The 21,055-nt window shown below is 75.0% G+C and carries 15 protein-coding genes, 1 tRNA gene and 2 pseudogenes; 10 read left to right on the plus strand and 8 right to left on the minus strand.

Going from position 1 to position 21,055, the window contains the following annotated elements; all coding sequences use genetic code 11:
- Positions 1–6 precede the first annotated feature (6 nt).
- Positions 7–567 (minus strand): DM13 domain-containing protein, encoded by a 561-nt coding sequence (locus IE180_RS31425; protein ID WP_229861084.1) that lies wholly within the window; start codon positions 565–567, stop codon positions 7–9.
- A gap of 122 nt (positions 568–689) precedes the next feature.
- Positions 690–863: a hypothetical protein gene (locus tag IE180_RS37425; protein WP_190160393.1), complete on the minus strand. Its 174-nt coding sequence runs from the start codon at positions 861–863 to the stop codon at positions 690–692.
- A gap of 180 nt (positions 864–1,043) precedes the next feature.
- Between IE180_RS37425 and IE180_RS31435 the strand changes: the two are divergent.
- Positions 1,044–1,247, plus strand: a pseudogene (locus IE180_RS31435) (IS630 family transposase); the annotation flags it as partial.
- A gap of 17 nt (positions 1,248–1,264) precedes the next feature.
- Here the strand turns inward: IE180_RS31435 and IE180_RS31440 are convergent.
- A complete protein-coding gene (locus IE180_RS31440; RefSeq protein WP_190160353.1) occupies positions 1,265–1,495 on the minus strand; it encodes a hypothetical protein in 231 nt (76 codons plus the stop codon).
- Between the two features lie 611 nt (positions 1,496–2,106).
- On the opposite strand from IE180_RS31440, the gene IE180_RS31445 reads away from it, so the two are divergent.
- Positions 2,107–3,048, plus strand: a complete 942-nt coding sequence (locus tag IE180_RS31445) for a tyrosine-type recombinase/integrase (protein WP_229861086.1) — start codon at positions 2,107–2,109, stop codon at positions 3,046–3,048.
- A gap of 29 nt (positions 3,049–3,077) precedes the next feature.
- On the opposite strand, the gene IE180_RS31450 is transcribed toward IE180_RS31445, so the two are convergent.
- Both IE180_RS31450 and IE180_RS31455 read right to left on the minus strand, forming a co-directional pair.
- Positions 3,078–3,151, minus strand: a tRNA-Pro gene (locus tag IE180_RS31450).
- Positions 3,152–3,204: 53 nt separating this feature from the next.
- Positions 3,205–5,836: pseudogene (locus tag IE180_RS31455) on the minus strand (AAA family ATPase).
- Positions 5,837–6,035: 199 nt separating this feature from the next.
- Between IE180_RS31455 and IE180_RS31460 the strand changes: the two are divergent.
- Complete coding sequence (locus IE180_RS31460) at positions 6,036–6,566, plus strand: DUF309 domain-containing protein (RefSeq protein ID WP_190160354.1); 531 nt, start codon at positions 6,036–6,038, stop codon at positions 6,564–6,566.
- Here IE180_RS31460 and IE180_RS31465 read toward each other — a convergent pair.
- Positions 6,563–6,985, minus strand: a complete 423-nt coding sequence (locus IE180_RS31465; protein ID WP_190160355.1) for a DUF488 domain-containing protein — start codon at positions 6,983–6,985, stop codon at positions 6,563–6,565. The two genes, IE180_RS31460 and IE180_RS31465, sit on opposite strands and share 4 nt — an antisense overlap.
- A gap of 186 nt (positions 6,986–7,171) precedes the next feature.
- Positions 7,172–7,774 (minus strand): TetR/AcrR family transcriptional regulator, encoded by a 603-nt coding sequence (locus IE180_RS31470; RefSeq protein WP_190160356.1) that lies wholly within the window; start codon positions 7,772–7,774, stop codon positions 7,172–7,174.
- Positions 7,775–7,974: 200 nt separating this feature from the next.
- Between IE180_RS31470 and IE180_RS31475 the strand changes: the two genes are divergently transcribed.
- From IE180_RS31475 to IE180_RS31505, 7 genes are all read left to right on the plus strand, one after another.
- The gene (locus tag IE180_RS31475) at positions 7,975–8,838 is read left to right on the plus strand and encodes a phosphatase PAP2 family protein (RefSeq protein ID WP_373302843.1); all 864 of its coding nucleotides are present in this window, start codon (positions 7,975–7,977) and stop codon (positions 8,836–8,838) included.
- The gene (locus tag IE180_RS31480) at positions 8,835–10,070 is read left to right on the plus strand and encodes a DMT family transporter (protein WP_229861088.1); all 1,236 of its coding nucleotides are present in this window, start codon (positions 8,835–8,837) and stop codon (positions 10,068–10,070) included. The genes IE180_RS31475 and IE180_RS31480 overlap by 4 nt, the downstream gene beginning before the upstream one ends.
- 126 nt (positions 10,071–10,196) lie before the next feature.
- Positions 10,197–11,207, plus strand: coding sequence for an SPFH domain-containing protein (locus tag IE180_RS31485; RefSeq protein ID WP_190160357.1), 1,011 nt, complete (start codon positions 10,197–10,199; stop codon positions 11,205–11,207).
- Positions 11,204–12,103, plus strand: coding sequence for a hypothetical protein (locus tag IE180_RS31490; protein ID WP_190160358.1), 900 nt, complete (start codon positions 11,204–11,206; stop codon positions 12,101–12,103). Before IE180_RS31485 ends, IE180_RS31490 begins: the two co-directional genes overlap by 4 nt.
- Positions 12,104–12,602: 499 nt before the next feature.
- Positions 12,603–13,469, plus strand: coding sequence for a GNAT family N-acetyltransferase (locus IE180_RS31495; protein WP_190160359.1), 867 nt, complete (start codon positions 12,603–12,605; stop codon positions 13,467–13,469).
- A 433-nt stretch (positions 13,470–13,902) separates the two neighbouring features.
- Positions 13,903–15,669, plus strand: a complete 1,767-nt coding sequence (locus tag IE180_RS31500; protein WP_373302844.1) for a S8 family serine peptidase — start codon at positions 13,903–13,905, stop codon at positions 15,667–15,669.
- 202 nt (positions 15,670–15,871) lie between these two features.
- Positions 15,872–18,931 (plus strand): helix-turn-helix transcriptional regulator, encoded by a 3,060-nt coding sequence (locus IE180_RS31505; protein ID WP_190160361.1) that lies wholly within the window; start codon positions 15,872–15,874, stop codon positions 18,929–18,931.
- Positions 18,932–19,461: 530 nt separating this feature from the next.
- Here IE180_RS31505 and rox read toward each other — a convergent pair.
- Entirely contained in the window at positions 19,462–20,889 is a 1,428-nt protein-coding gene (rox, locus tag IE180_RS31510; RefSeq protein WP_190160390.1) for a rifampin monooxygenase, read from the minus strand.
- Positions 20,890–21,055: the final 166 nt, after the last annotated feature.

Below are 21,055 nucleotides of genomic sequence, written 5' to 3' on the forward strand. Positions count from 1 at the left end.
CCGGTGTCAGGTGCGGGTGAGCGCCGCGGCGCCGAAGGAGACGTCGAAGCGGTCGCACCAGATGCTGACGCTCGGGTACGTCGACCAGTCGAAGCCAGCGGGCAGCGGATAGTTCTGGTCGCCCTTGTTGCCCTTCAGCTTGGCAAGGTTGACGTACTTCCCGTCGTCGAAGACGTCCCAGCCGGCCTTGCCCTCCTTCACGGGTGCGTCGCTCAGCCAGACGCGCAGGTCCGGGCCGTTGCTCGTGTCCAGGCCCTCGATGCGGAGCGTGTGGGTGCCGTCGGCGAGTCGGACGATCTTCACCGCACCCGTGGTGGCGTGCTCGTGGCTGACGAAGGTGCCCCGTGCGACGGTGACCGGGCCGGACGGTGCGGGAGCGGCCGACGCGGAGGAGGGCTCATCCGTCGCCGGCTCGCGGGGAGTCGCGCTCGCGGAGGGCAGCGCCTCGTTCACCGTCTCGTCCACCCATAGGGCCCAGGGCTTGAACCACAGCAAACCGGCCACTGCCACCGCCAGACCCGCGACGACCACCGCGGCCCAGCGCTGCTTCCTCGTGACGCGCTCCACGAGGCCCCCTTTCACGTCTCCGTTCACCGTCATCCGCCATCCAACGTGGTCTGACCCCTTTGAGACAGTCCCGGCCCGATGACGAAAGGCTTACGTCATCGGGCCGGGACATGCCCGCCCGCTCAGAGCGCGCGCAGCTTGGCGGTGAAGACGTGGTGGGCGATCTTGTCGCCGAGGGTGAGACCGTCCTCGGCGTCCCAGGGGAAGGGAACGCCGAGCAGCGCCTCCACGTCGGCCTCGACGGGGCCCTGCACGTCCGCTTCAGCCTCGGCAAGCCGTGGCGCGATCTCGGTCACGCCGTGATTCGTGCCGTAAAGCTTCAGGTTCGACTCGCCCCTCCCGTTCACCACCGTGTCCGGGAAAGAACGGCGGAGGCAGTCGGATCTATTTCCTTACGCTCCCCGAGCCTTGACGTGGGCAACGCGCGACGCCTCTGTGGGGGCTATTCGTCCGCACTGCCGAGGCAGTGTCAAGGACGGAGGCGCACCCTCGCCAACCCCAACCACTCCAACCGCCCCAACCACACCGTGCAGACCCGGGCCCTGCACGCCTACCTGCGGTGGCGCAACGCCAACGCCCGCCACCGCGACGTCCTGGCCGCCGAACGACGTGAACGCGCCCGCGTCCGCAGCGAGAAAGGCATCCGCTGGGGCGGTCGGCCCCAGCCAGCGGCGGCCTGAGCCGGCCGGAAGGTGAGTCACAGAGATCGTTTGGCAGCGTTTGCCCGATAGCGTTCCAGCACGCCGATGGACAGTGCCGATGCAGCCATCAGCCCGAACAGGATCGAACTCGAACCACCGCTGTGCTCTCGCTCCCAGATGCGGAAGCCGAACAGCAGGACAACGACTCCGAACAGCACGACCTGTATCCACCTGATGGTCACGGCCCGCTGGCCGTGACCATCAGCGTTGCTGTCTCTTTTGCGCACAGGGGCTCCTCTGCTCCTTCAGTGCGCCGACTGTACTGGTGTCGGGAGCCATCAGTACGACCCAACCCGGTGAACCTTCGCGGTCACAGCAATGGCCGCCGATCTCGTCTGCGGGAACCACTGCCGCCTTCCGCGGGCTCCCCGCTCCAGGCGTCGACCGCGGAAGCAACGAGGACTCAACCATGCAGCCACACGTGCGGGACCGGCCAGTGGCTCACGACCGACGAGCTCGCGGGCACACTGAACGCCGATCCCTCCCCCTCCGTCGTCGGCGCTCGGCCCGCCCTCCGCAGGGGCCGCCCTTCGTGCCCGTGTCTGATCGCGTCACCCCCTACAGCGCCTACGACGTCGAGCACTGGTTGCGCGCACGTCGTGTCGTCCCGGGGCAGGCAGCCTGACGTGGTGATGGCAGCACCTCCCGCCACCGCCGAGAGCGTTCCGATCGGCGTCCGCCTCACCGCCGATGTCGAGTACCGGCCCAACCGCCCCTCGCCCTACCGGGCTCGCGTGCGCTGGTGGGATCCCGAGACGGAGTCCCGCAAGTCCCTCGACCCCATCTCGCCGGGTGGCGACCGAGAGGCATACCGGCCCTCGGACACTTGCCGGTCCGGATGATCACCGACGGTGCCGTGGACCGCACCGTGGACCGGTGGATCACCGACGAGTGCAGCCGCTCGACCGTCAAGAGCACCATCGCCGTCCTGGTACGCGTCATGGAGCAGGCGGTCCGCGACGGCCTGGTCAAGGTCGACCCGGCCCGGGTCAGTGGCTGGCAGCGTCAGTGCCAGCAGGTCGAGGACGAGCTGAACGGTCCGCGCGCGCTCGCCCTTCCCGACCGGGAGGCTCTGCAGGCCCTCGCCGAGGCTCTGATCGCACGCTCGCACGGCCGGTACCGGGGCTGGGGCGACGCGGTCACCTTCGCCGCCTCTGCAGCAGCGCGCATCGGTGAGGTTTCCGGAGTCCGCGTCCGGGACATCGACACCGACGACTGGATCTGGACCGTCCGCCGGCAGACCACCCCCGCCCGCGGTGGGCTTGTCGACAAGGCCACCAAGGGCAAGCGCGCCCGCCAGGTGCCCCTCATCGGGGAAGTCCGGCCGATGGTCGCCCAGCGCCTGCTCGCGGCCGGTGACAGCCCGGACGCCCGCGTCTTCTTCGGTCCTCGCGGCGGACGCATCTCCACCGCCGTCCCGCGTGACGCCACGTACTGGGACGACGTCGTGACCCGGCTCGGCTTCGAGCACCTTCGACGACACGACCTGCGCCATACCGGGCTGACGTGGTGCGCGGACGCCGGGGTCCCCCTTCACGTCCTGCGCAAGATCGCCGGGCACGGCTCACCGACCACCACCCAGCGCTGCCCGTGCCCCGACGCCGGCCAGGTCACCGCGGCCGATGCGGCCCTCTCCGCGCACCTCATGGTGCTCCGTGCACCTCGTTCGCTGCCTGTCACGGCAGTTGTCGCGGTCCGACCGGCGCCGACCCTCCTGGTCCCCGACTGCTCCCCGACTGGTCCCCGAAAACGGTCAAGGGGCCGTTTCAGATTGCTCTGAAACGGCCCCTGACCTGCGACTCCTTCGAGTCGGGACGACAGGATTTGAACCTGCGACCCCTTGACCCCCAGTCAAGTGCGCTACCAAGCTGCGCCACGTCCCGTTGCGCGTCTCCGCGGGGCTTCTCCCGCGTCGCCGTGCAGGGAAAACATTACCTCACTCCGACGGGTGGGATGACACACGGGCTGTCACGGCCTCCAGGGCGAGGGGGTCGACGCCGCAGGTGGCGGCCAGGGCGGTGGCTTCGGCGAGGGCTTCCGCGGAGCCGGTGGCGTGCGCGAGGTCGAGGCGGGCGCGGGCTTCCTCGTAGCGGGACGGCGACGCCGCGAGGTGCTCGACGGCCCGCTCCAGGAGGCGGCGGGACTCGGACGGATCGGCGAAGAGGGCCAGACAGCGGAGGGCTTCGCCGAGGGCGGTGTGCGTGCCGAGCCGCTCCGCGCGGGCGTGGGCCTCGTGGGCGGTCCGGGCCGCGCGGTCCGGGTCGGTGGGCGCGAGGGCGCGGGCGAGGTCGAGCGGCCAGGGCGCCCAGACGATGTGGTGGCGGCCCCGGACGGTGAGGGCCTCGGCGGCACCTTCCAGGGTGGACACGGCCTCTTCGACGCGCCCTTCGGCGAGCAGCAGCCGACCGAGGACGCTGGGGCCGTCCGGCAGCACGATCGCGCCCGGCCAGGGCGGGCCGAAGGAGTACCGGTCGGCGACGGCGCGCGCCTCGGCGGTGCGGCCGCGGGCGATGAGGGTGTCGATGAGGAGGCAGGCGGTGTCCCAGTGGACGGGGAGGCCGTCGCCGACGCGGTCGGCCAGCCGGAGGCCCTCCTCCAAGTGGTGCTGCGCGCGGGGCAGGTTGCCCCGGCGCCGGTGGACCAGGCCCAGGAGGGTGTGGGCGAAGGCGAGGTGGGCGCCGCTCCAGCCGGAGATCTCGAAGGCCCGGACCGCCTCGGTGAAGAGGGACTCGGCCCGGTCGGGGCGGTCCGCGAAGGCGTAGGCGATGCCGGTGAGGGACGGGATCTCGAAGCCCCACTCCTGATCGGTCCAGCTGAGGCCCCGGGCGGGTGCGCCGTCGACGAGGGCGCGGTCGCAGAGCCGTACGACCTCGGCGGCGGGTTCCCCGCGCATCATCGCGTCGAAGCCCCGGATGGTGATGAGGGCCCGTTCGGAGTTGTCGGCTCCGGTGAAGCCCGCGGTGAGTTCGGCGAGGCGGCGGGAGCGGTCCGGGCCGTCCGCCTCGGCGGCCTGGAACCCCTCGTACATGAAGTGCGCGGCCTGGAGCCGTCGTCGGCCGGTGCCGGGCGGCGTCCGGGCGTGTTCGACGGCGGCGGTCCGCGCGGCCTCCTGGAGCTGGTTGTTGTGGGCGAGGGCCTGGGCGAGCCGGAAGGTCGCGTCGATGCGCAGGTCGTCGTCGAGGCCGGGCAGTTCGAGCGCGGAGCGCAGGTGGCCGACGGTGGCGGCGGGCGCGGTGAGCAGGGAGGAGCAGCCGAGTTCGTACAGGACCCTGGCGTACGTGTCGGGGCCGGGCGGTTCGATGAGGGCCCGCTCCAGACAGCGGCGGGCGGCGTCGGGGGCTCCGACGGCGAGGTGCTCGACGGCGGCGGCCCGCAGCTTGCTCACGACCTCCTGGTCGTCGTCGGGGTGCACTTCGAGGAGGTGGCGGGAGACGGCGGCCGGCCCGTGGCCCGCCCGGGAGAGCACCCAGGCCGCCTGCCCGTGCATGGCGGTCCGCCTTGCCGTGGGCACGGAGCCGTACACGGCGGTCGCGATGAGCGGATGCGTGAACTCCAGGGGAGGGACGGGCACGGAGGAGTGCGGTGTACTCGGCGACCTGCTGCGCGGTCATGCCGGTGAGGGACACGAGGAGGTCGGGCGTGCTGTCCGTGCCGAGGACCGCCGTCGCCCAGGCGAGCTGGGTCGGACCGCTGCCGAGTTCCTCCAGGCGGGCGACGAGTCCGCCGCCGCGGGTCCCGGCGCCGAGGTCGCGGAGGAGGCCGGCGGAGCCGGCGACGGGTTCGAGCATCCGGTCGCGGGCCTTGGCGAGCAACTCGACCGTCTCGTACGGGTTGCCGGAGGTCACCGTCCACAGTTCGTGGCAGAACGGTTCGTCCGCGTGCTCGCCGAGGACGTCGCGGGCGAGCGCGGCGGTGGCCGTGGAGGTGAGGGCGTGCAGGCCCAGGGTGAGGACGGCGCGGCCCGCGAGCGCGGCGAGCGTCGCGGACGGGCCGGGGCCCTGCGGTTCGCGTACGAAGGGGCGGTGGGCGAGGACGACGAGGGCGGGCAGCCGGCCGTCGTACCGGGTCCGGGTGAAGGCGTCGAGCCACGCCAGGGATTCGGCGTCGGCCCAGTGGACGTCGTCCACGAGCAGCACCGGGGGCCGCTCCCGCAGCCGGTCCGCGAGGCGGTCCAGGAGCCGGGCGAGGCCGAGCAGCACGCCCTGCGGGTCGGCGGGCACGTCCGAGGACGGCGGGGCGATGCCCAGGGCCGGGGCGAGCAGGTCGAAGTGGTCGCCGAAGAGCTGTCGCACCTCGTCGGCGCCGAGGCCGTCCAGGGCGGGCTGGAGCAGCTGGCGGGTGAGGTGGAAGGGGACGGAGGTGAGGGTCTCGCCGCCCCGGGCGGTCAGGACGGTGCACCGGTCCCGGGCGGTGCGGTGTATCTCGGCGAGGAGCGCGGTCTTTCCTATGCCCGCGTCACCCCGGTAGACGAGGATGCCGCCGCGTCCGGGGCCGCCGGCCCTGGCTCCGGCGACGAGTTCGTCGACGGCGTGGGCGGCCGCGGCGAGCTCCGGGCCGCGTTCGAGCAGCCCGCCCCGCTCCGCGTCGGGGACGTCCGGCGCGAACGGCGTTGCGGGCGGCGACTGTTCGGGATCCGTCGGCACCGGTGACTCACTCCCCACACACGAACTGTTGGCATGACGCGTCCGGTACCACCCGCGCGGATCGGAGCAGTGCCGGACAGACGAGCCTAGCGCTCGTGATCGTCCGGGGGGTGACAATGGACGGGTGAACCGGACAACGGGTGACCAGGACGGACGCGGCGGGTCCGGCGGCAGGGACCGCGACGGGGCGGGACGGGCCCGGAGCGCCCGGCCGCGCGACGGGCTCGGCCGCCCGCTGCCGTACGGGGCGGAGGGGGTGCCGCGACTGCCCGAGGGGGTCGTGCGCGGCCCCGGCGAGACCCTGCGCGAGGCGCAGCGGCTGCTCGACGCCGGGATGCCCTTCCACGCGCACGAGGTCTTCGAGGACGCCTGGAAGTCGGGCCCGGAGGAGGAGCGGGACCTGTGGCAGGGGCTCGCCCAGCTGGCCGTCGGCCTGACGCACGCGGCCCGCGGCAACACGGCGGGCGGCGCCCGGCTGCTGCGCCGGGGCGCCGGCCGCCTGGCGGCAGCGGGGCCCGTCCCCGCCGAGGCGTACGGGATCGACGTCGCCGGTCTCGTGGCGTGGGCGCGGGAGTTGGCCGGGCGGACGGAGGGCGGGGACCGGCCGGCGGACGCGACGGCGGAGGCGCCCCGGCTGCGGGGCGGGGGTCGTTAGGGCCTGTCGTTCGGGTCGGACCGAACGGCAGGTCCCGGTGCGCCCGTCGGCCGGTCCGCCAGTTCGCGTCGCAGGACGGAGGCGTGGCTCACGGACGGGTCCTTCGCGGCCGTCAGGAGGGTGACCGTCCCCCGGGCGGCGAGGCCCCGGAGCCGGTCGAGCGCCGCGGCGGCCTCCGGGGCGTCGAGTTCGGCCTCGTAACGCCGGCGGAACTCCTCGTACTCGCCCTCGGGGCCGTGGTACCAGCGGCGGAGTTCGGTGGACGGGGTGAGCGCCTTGGGCCACTCGTCGACGCGGGCGTCCGTCTTCTTGAGCCCGCGCGGCCAGAGCCGGTCGACGAGGACGCGCACCCCGTCGTCGGGTGACGGGTCCTCGTAGACGCGGCGGACGCGGACGGCGGGGGTGCGGGCGGCGGCCATGGTTCCAGGGTGCGGGACGGGGCCGGGTCCCGTCTTCCCCGACGCGCGGTGCGGGACCGCCCCGACGCCCGGGGCGCGCGACGGAGGGCCTCGCGTCCCCGGACGGGCGGTGTACGGGGCGGGCCGCCCTTCCGGGCGGCGCGCCGGGCCGGTGGTCCCGGCCCTCGGCGCGCGGGGCCGGTGGTCTCAGTCCTCGGCGCCCAGGGCCGGGAGGAGGACGGCGTCGACGAAGGTGCGCATGGTCGAGGCGTCCGCGAACCGTTCCTCGAAGAGCCGCTCGATGCGGAGCATGCCCAGGAAGCAGGGGGCGACGAATTCGATCGCCGGGTTGTCGGCGTCGACCTCGCCGCGCTCGACCGCCCGCGCGACGACGGCGTCGATGGCCGCGACCTCGGGGGCGATGACGGTCTCGCGGAGGGCGGCCCGCAGGTCGGGGTGCTGGACGTACGCCTGGGCGACGGCCTCCATGAGCTCGGCGTCCCGCTCGCGCCGGGAGGCGGCGACCCGGGCGGCCTCGCGCAGGTCGCCGGCGAGGGTGCCGGTGTCGATGCCGGTGAAGACGGTGCAGCGGCGCTGGGCGAGGGCGGCGGTCACGAGCTGGGGTTTGGTGCCCCACTGCCGGTAGAGCGTGGCCTTGCCGCACTTGGTGCGGGCGGCGACGCCCTCCATGGTCACCGAGTCGTATCCCCCCTCGCGGAGGAGGCGGAGCACGGCGTCGTAGAGCTCCGTCTCGCGCTCCGGCGTGATCTTGCTGCGACGGGCTGCGGCGGTCGCGGCCTCTGTGGACATCGATCCTCCCGGACACCTCTGTCTCTGCACATACGAGAGTAGGGGGTGCACAATCGAGACGCAAACGTATCGAGACGCTTGCGTCTCGATGAAAACAGATCTAGGCTCACTCCGTTTGCTGGCGATTTGACGGATTAGAGGGCCGCGCGATGGCTGTCGGGACAAGCGGGATACGAGGACCACGTCCTGCGGGACCGGGGGTGCTCCCCACCCCGGGCCCCGCCGGACACGACGGCCACCGGGAGGGCTCGGGAGCCGCTCCAGGACCCGAGCCGGAGCCGGACCTCGGACCGCCACCCGGGCCCCCGGACGCGCCCGCCCGGCCTCCGCTCCTGCGCGAACTCCTGCTCGTCACCGCGCTCTTCCTCGTCTACAAGGTCGGCCGGCTCTTCGCCAACGGCCACGAGACCCGCGCCTTCCGGAACGCCGACCGCGTCTGGGACGCCGAACGGGCGATCCACCTTCCGGGCGAAGGAACGATCCAGCGACTGCTCCTGCACGGCGACCCGCTGATCCACGCGGCGAACACGTACTACGCGGCCGTGCACTTCCCGGCCACCATCGCCTTCCTCGCCTGGCTGTACTGGCGCCGCCCCGCGCACTACCTGTGGTCGCGCCGGGTGCTGGCCCTCGTCACCGGCGCCGCGCTCGCGCTGCACCTCCTGGTCCCGCTCGCGCCGCCCCGGATGCTCGCCGCCTCCGGACTCGTCGACACGGCCCGCGTCTACGGCCCCTCCGTCTACGGGGCGACGCCGGAGACGGACTCGATGGCGAACCAGTTCGCGGCCATGCCGTCCCTGCACTTCGGCTGGGCCCTGATGGTCGCGATCGGCCTGATCGCCGCCACCCGGTCCCGCTGGCGGGTGCTCTGGCTGCTGCACCCGCTGCTCACCCTGCTCGTCGTCGTCGGCACCGCCAACCACTACTGGTTCGACGCGTTCGCCGCCGCCGCCCTCCTCGGCCTCGCGCTGCTCGCCGTCCGCGCGCCCGGCCGCCCGACGGCACCCCCACCCGCCCCCCGCCCGCTCGGTGCGGCACCCCTCCCGGTCGGAGCCCTGCGATGAACCCCGCCGCCGGCACCGCCCTCGCGGTGCTCCTCTCCCTCGTCTCCGCCGCCGGGTACGCGCTCGCCGCCGTCGCCCAGGCCCGGATCGCCGCCGCCTCCCCGGCCGCTCCCGACGGGCGCGGCGCACTGCGCGCCCTGCTCGCGCGCGGGCAGTGGTGGTGGGCGGTCGGCCTCAACGCGGCCGGAGCCCTCGCCCACGTCGCCGCCCTCCACTACGGGCCGCTGACGCTCGTCCAGCCGCTCGGCGCGCTGACGCTCGTCGCGGCACTGCCACTGGGGGCGTACTGCGCACGGCGCCGGGTGACCCGTACCGAATGGCGCGGGGCCCTGTGGACCCTGGGCGGACTCGTCGGGCTCGTCGCCGTGACCGGACCCACGGCCCCCGGCGAGGCGCTCAGCCTGCGCGAGTCCCTGGTCGTCGCCGCGGCGACCGCGCTCCTGATCGCCGCCCTGGCCTCCCGGCGGCCGGGCGGGCGCGAGCGGTACGGGACCGGCGGCCCGGCCGCACGCGGGCTCGGCCACGCCACGGCCTCCGGGATCGCCTCGGGCGTCGCCTCGGCGCTCACCCAGACGCTGACGGCCGCACTCGCGCTCGACCTGCCCGGCACCGAGCCGACCTGGTGGCAGACCGCGCTGCTCGCGGTGCTGATATCCGGCTTCGCCACCGGCGGCCTGCTGCTGTCCCAGACCGCCTACCGGGGCGGACTCGCGGCGCCGCTGGCCGTCGTCAACCTCTCCAACCCGGCGGCCGCAGCGGTGATCGGCGTGGCCCTGCTCGGCGAGACCTTCCGCGCGGGCGCCTGGGGCTGGCTGATCGCGGCCGTCGCGTCGCTGGTCGCGGCGCGGGGCGTGATCCTGCTGACGAAGGGCGCGGCGACGACGGAGCCGGCGACGACGGCCGGGCCGAGGCAGGTTGCGGTCCCGGCGGTCGATCCGGCGTCCGGGCCCTCGGGCGCGGCGGCGACGCCGTCGGCCCCGCTGGTCTCGCCGAGCTTGTCGGTCCCACCGGCTCCACCGGCCTCACCGGCCTCGTGGGTCTCACCGGCCTCGCTGCTCCCGCCAGCCTCGCCGGCCTCGCCGGTCTCGTCGGCCTCGCCGATCGGGGATGCGCTGCTCGCGGCCGTGCCCGCTCCGCCCGTCGCCCCGGAGGCGCGGCCGGGGCAGGCGCCCCGCGCCGCCGGCCCGGGCGCCCCGGAGGGCGACCCGATGCCGGCACCGGTCGCGGGGTGAGGGCGGCGGCACCACCGGGGACGGACGGACCGGCCGCCCCTCCGCCGGACAGCCGCCCCCGAATGCGTCACCTTGACGACAACTGGACCACCCCCCTATCGTCAACATGACGACAAGGGGGTTTCCATGGCCGACATCACCCGGCGGGCCGGCTGGCGCCATCTGCGCTCCGCGCCCACCGCCCACATCCGCCACCAGCGCCGCGGCCGGCTCGTCCACGACGGCGAAGGGCTGAGCTTCTGGTTCCGGCCGCTCACCGCCGCCCTCTCCGAGGTGCCGGTGAACGACCGCGAGCTCGCGATGGCCTTCCACGCCCGCACGGCGGACTTCCAGGACGTGAGCGTGCAGTCCACCGTCACGTACCGGATCGGCGACCCCGGCGCGGCGGCCACCCGGCTCGACTTCTCCATCGACCCCGACACGGGCGCGTGGCGCGGCACGCCGCTGGAGCAGATCGCCACCCTCCTCACCGAGACCGCCCAACAGCACGCCCTCGACGTCCTCGCCCGCACCGCGCTCGCCGCCGCGCTCGTCGACGGCGTGGCGGCCGTACGCGACCGCATCGCGGCCGGACTCGCCGCCGAGCCCCGCCTTCCGGACACCGGCATCGAGGTCGTCGCGGTCCGCGTGGTCGCGATCCGTCCCGAGCCCGAGGTCGAGCGCGCCCTGCGCACACCCGCGCGGGAGCAGATCCAGCAGGAGGCGGACCGGGCCACGTACGAGCGACGCGCGGTCGCCGTCGAACGGGAACGCGCCATCGCCGAGAACGAACTCGCCAGCAAGATCGAGCTCGCCCGGCAGGAGGAGCGGCTCGTCGAGCAGCGCGGCACCAACGCGCGCCGCGAGGCCGAGGAGAACGCGGCCGCCGACGCGGTACGGGCCGAGGCCGAGGCCGCGCGGAAGGTCCGGCTGGCCCGGGCCGAGGCGGAGGCGGCGCGGGAGGTCGGCGAGGCGCGCGCCGGAGCGCAGTCCGCGTGGCTGCGGGCGCACGCGGAGGCCGACCCGGCGACCCTGCACGCCCTGGCCGTGACCCGGGCGGCGGAGAACCTGCCGCGCATCGAGCACCTGACGCTCTCCCCCGACGTGCTGACCGGACTGCTCGCCAGGCTGGGCGGCGAGGGCGGGGCACGGCCGTGAGCCTCGCGCCGCGCGCGGTGCTCGTGCACCGGACCACGGAGTACGAGGAGCTGCTCGCCCGGCACGGCACGCACGGGCAGGCCGCGTTCTTCCTCTCCGCGCGCGGCCGTTCCGTCGACGCGGTGCGCGAGCGGCACGAACGCGCCCGGCGCGCGCTCGCCGAGGTCGCGGGCGCGGTCCCGCTGACATGGCGCCAGACCCGGGTCGAACGCGCCGACCTGGACCGGTTCCTGTTCGGGCCCGAGGACGTCGTCGTGGTGGTCGGGCAGGACGGCCTGGTCGCCAACACGGCGAAGTACCTGACGGGGCAGCCGGTCATCGGCATCGACGCCGACCCCGGGCGCAACCCGGGCGTCCTGGTCCGGCACCGCCCCGACCGGGCGCGGCGGCTGCTGCCGTACGCGGCGGGGGCGGGGGCGGCGGTCGACGAGCTGACCATGGTCGAGGCCGTCACCGACGACGCGCAGCGGCTCCTCGCACTGAACGAGATCTACGTCGGCCCGCCCGGTCACCAGACCGCCCGCTACACGCTCGGACTCGACGGCACGGACGTCCCGCCCGAGCCCCAGGCCTCCTCGGGCGTCCTGGTCGGCACCGGCACCGGCGCCACGGGCTGGCTCCGCTCCCTGTGGGAACAGCGCTCCAGCGCGCTCGCCCTGCCCGCGCCGGCGGACGCGCGGCTCGCCTGGTTCGTCCGCGAGGCCTGGCCGTCGCCGACGACCGGCACCGCCCGCGTCGAAGGCCTCCTGGAGGCGGGGCGGGGCCTGCGGCTCGCCGTCGAGTCGGACCGCCTGGTCGCCTTCGGCGACGGCGTCGAATCGGACGCCCTCGAACTGACTTGGGGCCAGACGATCCGCCTCGGCGTCGCACCCTCTCGCCTGCGACTGGTGCACTAACGCCGCCCCTGCGCCCCATGGCGGCCCTGCGCCCCACCGGTCCGGCACCCCCCGCCACGGGCTGCCCCCGCCGGACGCGCCCCACCACGGGCTGCCCCCGCCGGACGCGCCCGCCGCGGACGCCTCCAGCGTGCGACGTCCGCCCCGCTCCCGCGCCTCTGCGGGCGCTCGCCGGGACCTCCGCGCCCCGCCGTTGTGGGCGGTCGTTCCGCTGGGGCGAAGGGGGTCCCCCTTCGCCCAGCGGGACGATCGCCCACACGGCGGGTGGGCCGGGGCACCGCCCCGCCGGGTGCGGGCCCGCGCGGCGGAGGAGGACCGGGCGACGGGTGCGGTCCCGCGGGGCCGGAACCGGACCGGCAGGTGCGGGCCCGTGGGGCAGGCGGCGGCCGGAATCGATCGGTGGCGGAGCGACGCGGCGTTATGCTCGGCGCGCTTCGCCCGGGTTCCGACCACTCGGACCTCCGCCCACCTCCCCCGCCCGGCCGTCGAAGGACACCCCATGGCCTCCGCCCCCACCGGTTCCCTGTCCGTCTCGTCCGCCACGCCGCAGGAGTGGGCACTCGTGCGGTCCTGGGCCGCCGAGGAGGGGTGGAACCCCGGACTCTCCGACGTTCCGGCCTTCTTCGCCCAGGACCCCGCCGGTTTCTTCCTCGGCCGGGTCGACGGGGAGCCCGTCTCCGCCGTCTCCGTCGTCAACTACGACGATTCCTACGCCTTCCTCGGCTTCTACCTCGTCCGTCCCGAACTCCGCGGCCTCGGGCACGGGCTGGCCACCTGGCGGGCCGCGCTCGCCCACGCCGGCGGCCGGGCCGTCGGGCTCGACGGGGTGCCGGCCCAGCAGGACAACTACCGCCGCTCCGGTTTCACCACGGCCTACCGCACCGCGCGGTACGTGGGCGAGGTTCCGGCCCCCGAGCGCCCGGTGACCGGCGTCGTGGCCGCCGAGCAGATCGATCCGGCAGCCCTCGCCGCGTACGACGGCGCCTGCCACCACGCCGACCGGCCCCGGTTCCTGAACGCCTGGCTGACCGGCCCCGGCCATCGGGCGCTGGCCCGCGTGACCGATGGCCGGTTGACCGGATACGGGGTGGTTCGTCCCGCACAGGACGAGGCCCGGGTGGGGCCGCTCTTCGCGGACACCCCCGCGGACGCGGCGGCCCTGCTCGACGGCCTCGCCGCCGAGGCGCGGGAGTTCGGCGCGGCCCGCATCGCGGTCGACATGCCGGAGGCGAATCCGGCGGCGGCCCGGCTGGCCCAGGACCGTGGTCTGGAGCCGACGTTCGAGACGGCCCGGATGTACACGGGTCCGGTCCGCCCCGTGGCACGGGAGCGCGTCTTCGGCGTCACCACGCTCGAACTCGGCTGACTCCGCTCACTCTGCTGACGCCGCCGGCTCGGCCGTCCTCCGCTCCGGCAGGGAGGGGAGGGGCCCCTCCCCTCACCGGACCCCCACCGCCCCCTGAGGGGTGACAAGGGTTTTCCCCGTATCGGGTTCACCCCCCCGTTCCCTACTGTCCTCCGCACCGGCAGATATCATCCCCCGAGCGCACCGTGACAGGTGCATGCGGAGGGTGCTGTCCGCCGGTGGCGGCCTTGACCCGGGCCGTCGCGCCGGTGGCGGCGCACGGGCCCCCCAAGCCCAGGGAACCTCGGACGCGACCCCACTTCGCCCCGTGCGTCCCCGCGCCGCCGCCACTGCTCCGCAGTTACGTCGTACTTGAAAGGGCCACACCTTGAACGGTTCCAGGCGGAGAGTCATATCCGTGGTCGCGAGCGCCGCTATCCTCGGTGCCGCTGCCATGACTTCCGGGGCGTTCGCCGCCACCCCGGTCGCTGCCACCCCGAAGCCGGTTCCGGCTTCGCAGACGATGCGGGCGCTTCCCGACGCCCCCGTCGAGAAGGTGATCGTCACCTACAAGAACCGGACCGCCGAGGCCGGTTCCAACGCCGCCGCGAAGAGCGACGCGGCCGAGAAGGCCGCGAAGACGGGCGAGAAGCTCTCCTTCGAGCGCCGCCTCGCCGGCGGTGGCGCCCTGGTGAACCTGGGCGGCAAGGCGACCGAGCAGGACGTGGCCGAGGTCATGAACGCCTTCCGCGCCGACCCGTCCGTCGCCTCGGTCGAGCCCGACATCCGCGCCTACGCGATGGCGGTCGCCCCGAACGACACCGACTACGCCAAGCAGTGGGACCTCTTCGAGCCCACCGGCGGCATGAACGTTCCTGCGGCCTGGGACAGGGCGACCGGCTCCGGCGTCACCGTCGCCGTGATCGACACCGGCTACGCGGCCCACTCGGACCTGGCGTCCAACGTCATCGCCGGGTACGACTTCATCTCGACCTCCGCCGACGCCCGCGACGGCAACGGCCGCGACGCGGACGCGAAGGACGAGGGCGACTGGAACGCCACCGACGGCGAGTGCGGCACCGGCTCCAAGGCCTCCAACTCCTCCTGGCACGGCACCCACGTGGCCGGCACCATCGCCGCGGTCACCAACAACACCAAGGGCATCGCGGGCATCGCGTACAACGCGAAGATCGAGCCCGTGCGCGTGCTCGGCAAGTGCGGCGGCTCGTCCTCCGACATCGCCGACGCCATCACCTGGGCCTCCGGCGGCTCCGTGCCGGGCGTCCCGGCCAACCCGAACCCGGCCAAGGTCATCAACATGAGCCTGGGCGGCGCGAGCTCCACCTGCCCGAGCGTCTACCAGACCGCGATCAACGGCGCCGTCTCGCGCGGCACCACGGTCGTCGTCGCCGCGGGCAACAGCAACGCCAACGCCTCCGGCTTCACCCCGGCGAACTGCACCGGCGTCATCACCGTGGCGTCCACCAACCGCGCCGGCGCCCGGTCGTACTACTCCAACTACGGCACCATCGTGGACGTGGCCGCGCCCGGCGGCGAGACCCGCAACGCCACCGACACGCCCGGCACCGTCACCACCCCCGAGAACGCGATCTACTCCACGCTGAACTCGGGCCTGACGACCCAGTCGACCGAGACGTACAAGCCCTACCAGGGCACCTCGATGGCCGCGCCGCACATCGCCGGTCTGGCCGCCCTGCTGAAGTCGGCCAAGAGCACGCTCACTCCGGCCGACATCGAGTCCGCGATCAAGAACACCGCCCGCCCGCTTCCCGGCACCTGCACGGGTGGCTGCGGCACCGGCATCGCCGACGCCGCGAAGGCCGTGGACTCGGTCCTCACCACCACCCCGCCGAGCGGCACCGTCTTCACCAACTCGACGGACGTGGCGATCCCCGACAACACCACCGTGTCGTCCCCGATCGCCGTCACCGGCCTCGCCGGCAACGCGCCCGCCACCCTCAAGGTCGGCGTGGACATCAAGCACACCTGGCGCGGTGACCTGGTCGTCGACCTGGTCGCCCCCGACGGCACGGTGCGCAACCTGAAGGCCTCGTCCTCCTCGGACAGCGCCGACAACGTCCAGACCACCTACACGGTCGACGCGTCCAGCGAGGTCGCCAACGGCACCTGGAAGCTCCAGGTCCGCGATGTGGCCTCGGGTGACACCGGCTACATCGACTCGTGGAGCCTCACTTTCTGACGCACCGCCCGCACCACCTCTGAACCACCCCCCACATCAGCATCATTGCTGGTCAGCGACGCGCCCGTGGTCTACACCACTGGCGCGTTCTGGCGTTGCGGGAGCGTCGTGGGAGCGCGCCCGCCCCGGTTCTCCTGTCCGTATGCCGGACAGGAGGCCTGGACTGGGCCGGTCCGCTCCGTATCCTCTGCGCACGGGGTCCATGGGCCGGACCCCGAGGGGCCGGAGGTGGTGGACAGTGACGACAGCTCCGCAGAGCCCTGCTCCGGTGGGCCGGGAAGAACTCCTCACCCGCCTGGAGCGCGCCCTCCACAGCCGGGGCCGCGCCCTGCTCACCGGCCCCGCCGGGGTCGGGAAGACCGAGGTCGCGCTCGCCGGGGCGGCCCGCGCGGAGGCGCGCGGCGAGACCGTGCTCTGGCTCGCGACCCTGCCGTCCGACCGCGAGATACCCGGGGCGGCGGCCGCGGCGCTCGTCGCCTCGGTGGCGGCGACCGTCACCTGGCCGGGGCTCGGCACCAGCCGCCCCGAACCGCCCGCCCCCGCCGTCGAGCCGTACGGTGCCGGAGGGACCGGAGGGGCCGACGCGTCCGGACCCGACCCCGCCGCGGCGCGCGCGCTCGTCTCCGGCCCCCTCGACCCCGGAGCGCTCGACGCCGGGATCCTCACCTCCGGCGTGCTCAACGCCGGGATCTTCTCCTCCGGGGTCTTCGACCAGCTGCCGGGCCCCCAGCGCACCGCCGTCGCCATGCTCTGCCGCGAGGCGCCGATCGACGCCGGCGGCTGGGACCCGATCGCGCTGCGCCTCGGCATCGCCCGGATCCTGCGCGCCCTGACCTGCCGCGGCCCCGTCCTGCTCGTCGTCGACGGCGTGCAGCACATCGACGCGGACAGCGCGGACCTGCTCCGGTTCGCCCTCCACCTGGCCCCGCCCACGCTGCGGGTGGTGGCGGTGGAGACCCCCGAGCCGTACGCCGAGGCCCATGAGCCGCACCGCGAGGGCCACCGCTCCGAGGACCCGCACGCCGCGCACCTCTGGGTGCCCTCCGAGGCGGACGTGCTGCGCGTCCCGCCGCTGCAGGCCGACGAGATCGCCGAACTCCTCATCCACCACCGGCTGCCCTCCCGGATGGCCGGCCGCATCCACCGCGCGAGCGGCGGCAATCCACGCCTCGCGCTCGCCGTCGGCCGCTCCCTCGCCGACGCCCGGACCCCGGTGCACCACGCGGAGGCGCTGACGCTCTCCGGGCGCGCCCGCGACCTGGCCCGCCAGCTCCTGGGCGCCGCGCCCCCCGCCGTGCGCGAGACGCTGCTGCTCGCGGCGCTCGCGCTGCGCCCCTCCGCCACGCTGGTGCGGCGGGCCGGGCGGCCCAGCGCGGAGGCGGACCTCGCCGCCGCCGAGCGGGCCGACCTGGTGTCGCTGTCCGAGGACGGCTCGGTGACGTTCACCGCCGGACTGCTGCCCTCCACCCTGGTGCACGACGCCTGTTGGGCCGAGCGGAGTGCCGGGCACGCGGCGCTCGCGGAGGTCGTGGACGACCCCGTGGAGGCGGTGCGGCACCGGGCGCTGGCCACCGACAGGCCGGACGAGGAGCTCGCCGCCGAGGTCGCGGCCGCCGCCGATCTGGCCCGGCGGCGCGGGAACAGCGCGCTCGCCGCCGAACTGGCGCTGCTCGCCGCCGAGTCGACCCCCGGCCGGCACGGGACGCGGCGGATCGCGCGGCTCGTCGACGCCGCGGAGGAGGCCGTCCACGCCGCCCGCGCCGACCTCGCGATGCGGGCCGCCACCGATCTGCTCGCCCGGGACGCGGGACCGTCCGACCGGGTCAGGGCGCGGCTCGCCGTGCTCGACACGGCGGGGCAGGGGCTCACCGGGCTCGACGAGATGTACGTCCACGCCATGGAGGACTCCGAGGGGGACACCGCCCTGCGGGCCGCCGTGCAGCTGCGGCTCTCCCTCAAGTACGTGCTGGCGGACGGCGATCCGGAGCGCTCGCGGACGGCGGCGGTCGAATCGGCCGCGCTGGCCGCCTCCATGGGCGACCCCCGGCTCGCGGCGCAGGCCCTGACCGTGCAGGCGCGGATGGAGCGGGCCCTCGGGGCCCCGGACGCCGAGACCGTGCTCGCGCAGGCCCGCGGCCTGGAGCGGGCCGAGCGTCCGCTCGGCATCCGGAACGCCGCCCAGATCCTGACGATCCGCCACGCCCTCTACGACGATCGGCTGAACGACGCCCGGGACGAGCTGAACGCGCTCCTGCCCCTGGTCCAGCGGCGCGGCTCGGTGGAGGACACGATCGAGCTGTTCTCCACGCTGGCCGCGATCGAGTCCCGCCGGGGCGCCTGCGCGGCCGCGCTCTCGCACGCGGGGCAGGCGCTCGCGCTCACCCTGGAGGCGGGCCTCTCCCCCGGCCCCGCCTGGTACACGCTGGCGCTCGCGGAGACGGCCGGCGGCAGCTTCGCGCGGGCCGCGAGCTACGCCCGCCGCAGCGTGCAGGCCTCGGAGGAGGAGGGCGACCGCGTCTTCCTCTCCCGCAGCCGGTACGCGCTCGGCCGCGTCCAGCTGATCACCGGCGACGTCGCCACCGCCCTGGAGACGCTGCGGCGGGTGCAGGCCGACGAGCGCGCCCAGTCCACGGTGGACCCCTCGATGCTGCGCTGGCACGAGGAGCTGGCGGAGGCGCTGCTCGCCCAGGACGCGGCCGACGAGGCCCTGGCGCTCCTGGCGGAGGTGCGGCCGGTGGCGGAGCGTCTGGGCCGGTCCACGGTCCTGCTGGGCTGCGACCGGGCACACGCGCTGTGCCTGGCGGCGGAGGGGCGTACGGACGAGGCGGCCGAGCTGCTCACCCGTACGGCCGAGAGCTTCGGCCGGGCCGGGCTGCCGCTGGAGCGGGGACGGGCGCTGATCGCCCTGGCCCGGGTCGAGCGCCGCCGCCGTCGCCGGTCGGCGGCGCAGGCGGCCCTGCACGAGGCGGCCTCGGTGTTCGAGCGGGCCGGGGCGGCCCCGTGGCTGGCCCTGGCGAGCGAGACGTCGGCGGGCGAGGGCGCGGGTCCCGGCGCCGGAGCCGAGGAGTCGGTGCCCGCGCTCTCGTCGCTGACGGAGGCGGAGCTGCGGCTGGCCCGTCTGGTGGGCCAGGGCGCGAGCAACCAGGAGGCGGCGGCGAAGCTGTACCTGAGCGTGAAGACGGTGGAGGCGCGGCTCACCCGCATCTACCAGAAGCTCGACGTCCGCTCCCGCGCGCAGCTGGCGACGGCCCTGCGCCCCTGAGGTCCCCGGGCGACGCCGATACGCCGCCCCCGGCACCCGCCACCCCGCAGCCCGCGCGACCGGCCCCTCCCCCGAGCGCCGACCGCCCCCGCACGCCCCGGGGCCCACCCCACGGCAGGCCCGCGCCGGACGCCCGGCAGACCCAGGGCCCGCACGAACGGCGCCTCGGCCCCCGCCCGACGGCCCCGCACCCGTCCGGGACCCGATCCACGGCAGGCCCGCGCCGGACGCCCGGCAGACCCAGGGCCCGCACGAACGGCGCCTCGGCCCCCGCCCGACGGCCCCGCACCCGTCCGGGACCCGATCCACGGCAGGCCCATGCCGGCTGTCCGGCAGTCCCGCAGGCCCACGCCGGCTGTCCGGCAGTCCCGTGCCGGGCGCCCGGCGGACCCACCACCCGCGCGGACGGCGCCTCGGCCGGGACCCGACGAACCGGCGTCCGCCCGAGGCCCGTCCCGCGGCGGGCCCGTGCCGAAGCGCCCGGGGCGCGGCGCCCGGGAGGCCGGGCCCCCCGGGCGCCGTCACGCGGTTCAGGCCGCCGGGGCGCCGAACCACTCGGTCAGGGGGCCGCGCAGGTCCTCCTGGTCCTCGCCGACCCACACCACGTGACCGTCGGGCCGCATCAGCACGGCGGGCGCGTCCAGCTCCTCGCTGACGTCGACGACGTGGTCGACGCGGTCCGCCCAGCCCTCCGCCGAGAGCCGGCCGGTCCGGTCGAGCAGCAGTCCGCGGCCGCCGTGCGTCAGCTCGTACAGCCGCCCCTGCTTCAGCGCCACGTCCCGCAGCCGCCGGCCGAGGAGTTCATGACCCTCGCCGAGGTCGTAGCGGACGTCGACGGCGGTGATCATGCCGGTCACGTACCGGTTGACCTCCTCGAGGTCCATCAGCTCCGAGAACAGGTCCCGCAGCGCGGTCGCGCCGGGGTCGCTGCCGAGCAGGGTCATCTGGGCGCGGGTGTTCTTCACGACGCGGGCGCCGACGGGGTGCCGTTCGGCCTCGTACGTGTCGAGCAGCCCCTCGGGCGCCCAGCCGGCGACCGCGGCGGCCAGCTTCCAGCCCAGGTTGAAGGCGTCCTGGACGCCGAGGTTGAGGCCCTGGCCACCGGTCGGGGGGTGGATGTGCGCCGCGTCGCCGGCCAGGAACACCCGGCCGACGCGGTAGCGCTCGGCCTGCCGGGTGGCGTCGCCGAAGCGGGAGAGCCAGCGGGGCGAGTGCACGCCGAAGTCGGTGCCGGCGACGGCCCGCAGCCGCCCCTTGAACTCGTCGAGGGTCGGCGCGGCCGCGCCGTCCTCGGGCACCGCGTCGGCGGGCACGCCGACGCGGTGCACCCCGTCCGCCAAGGGCTGTACGCCGAAGCGCAGCTGCGTCTTGCGGACCTCCGCGACGACGGAGGCGATCGTCTCCGGGTCGGCGGTCACCTCCATGTCGCCGAGGAGCGTCCAGACGGTGGCGGGCTCGCCGGGGAAGCCGACGCCGAGCAGTTTGCGCACCGTGCTGCGGCCGCCGTCGCAGGCGGCGGCGTAGCGGGCGCGCAGTGCGGTGCCGTCCGCGAGCTCGACGGTCACCCCGTCCTCGTCCTGGTCGATCCCGACCACCTCGGCGCCGCGCCGGATCTCGGTGCCGAGTTCGAGGGCGCGCTCGTTCAGCAGCCGCTCGGTGACCGGCTGCGGCGTGGCGAGGCCGTACGGGTGGGCGGTGTCGAGCCGCTCCGGCCACGGCTTCATCACGCCGCCGAAGAGGCCGCCGACCGAGAACTTCTCGCTGACGGCGGTGAACCGCTCCAACAGGCCCCGCTGGGCCATCAGCTCGACGCTGCGCGCGTGCAGGCCCTGTCCTCGGGACTCCCGGGTCGGTTCGGCCAGCTTCTCCAGGACGACCACCCGCACGTCGTGCAGCCGCAGTTCGCTCGCCAGCATCAGACCGGTCGGTCCGCCGCCGACCACGATCACGTCAATCATCACGATAAGCCCCGTTTCCCACAGTTCCTTGCTCGGAACGGTGATTCTGCGGGACGAAGGGGGCCTTGCCGCAAGGCCCCCGGTGCGCTATATCTTGAGAGTGGCAAGGAGTGGTCGTCCCTCCTTGCCTTCTCGTTTTTCCGGCCCTTCCCCCTCGGAGCAACCG

It is taken from the genome of Streptomyces litmocidini, assembly GCF_014649755.1.
Lineage (GTDB): Bacteria > Actinomycetota > Actinomycetes > Streptomycetales > Streptomycetaceae > Streptomyces > Streptomyces litmocidini.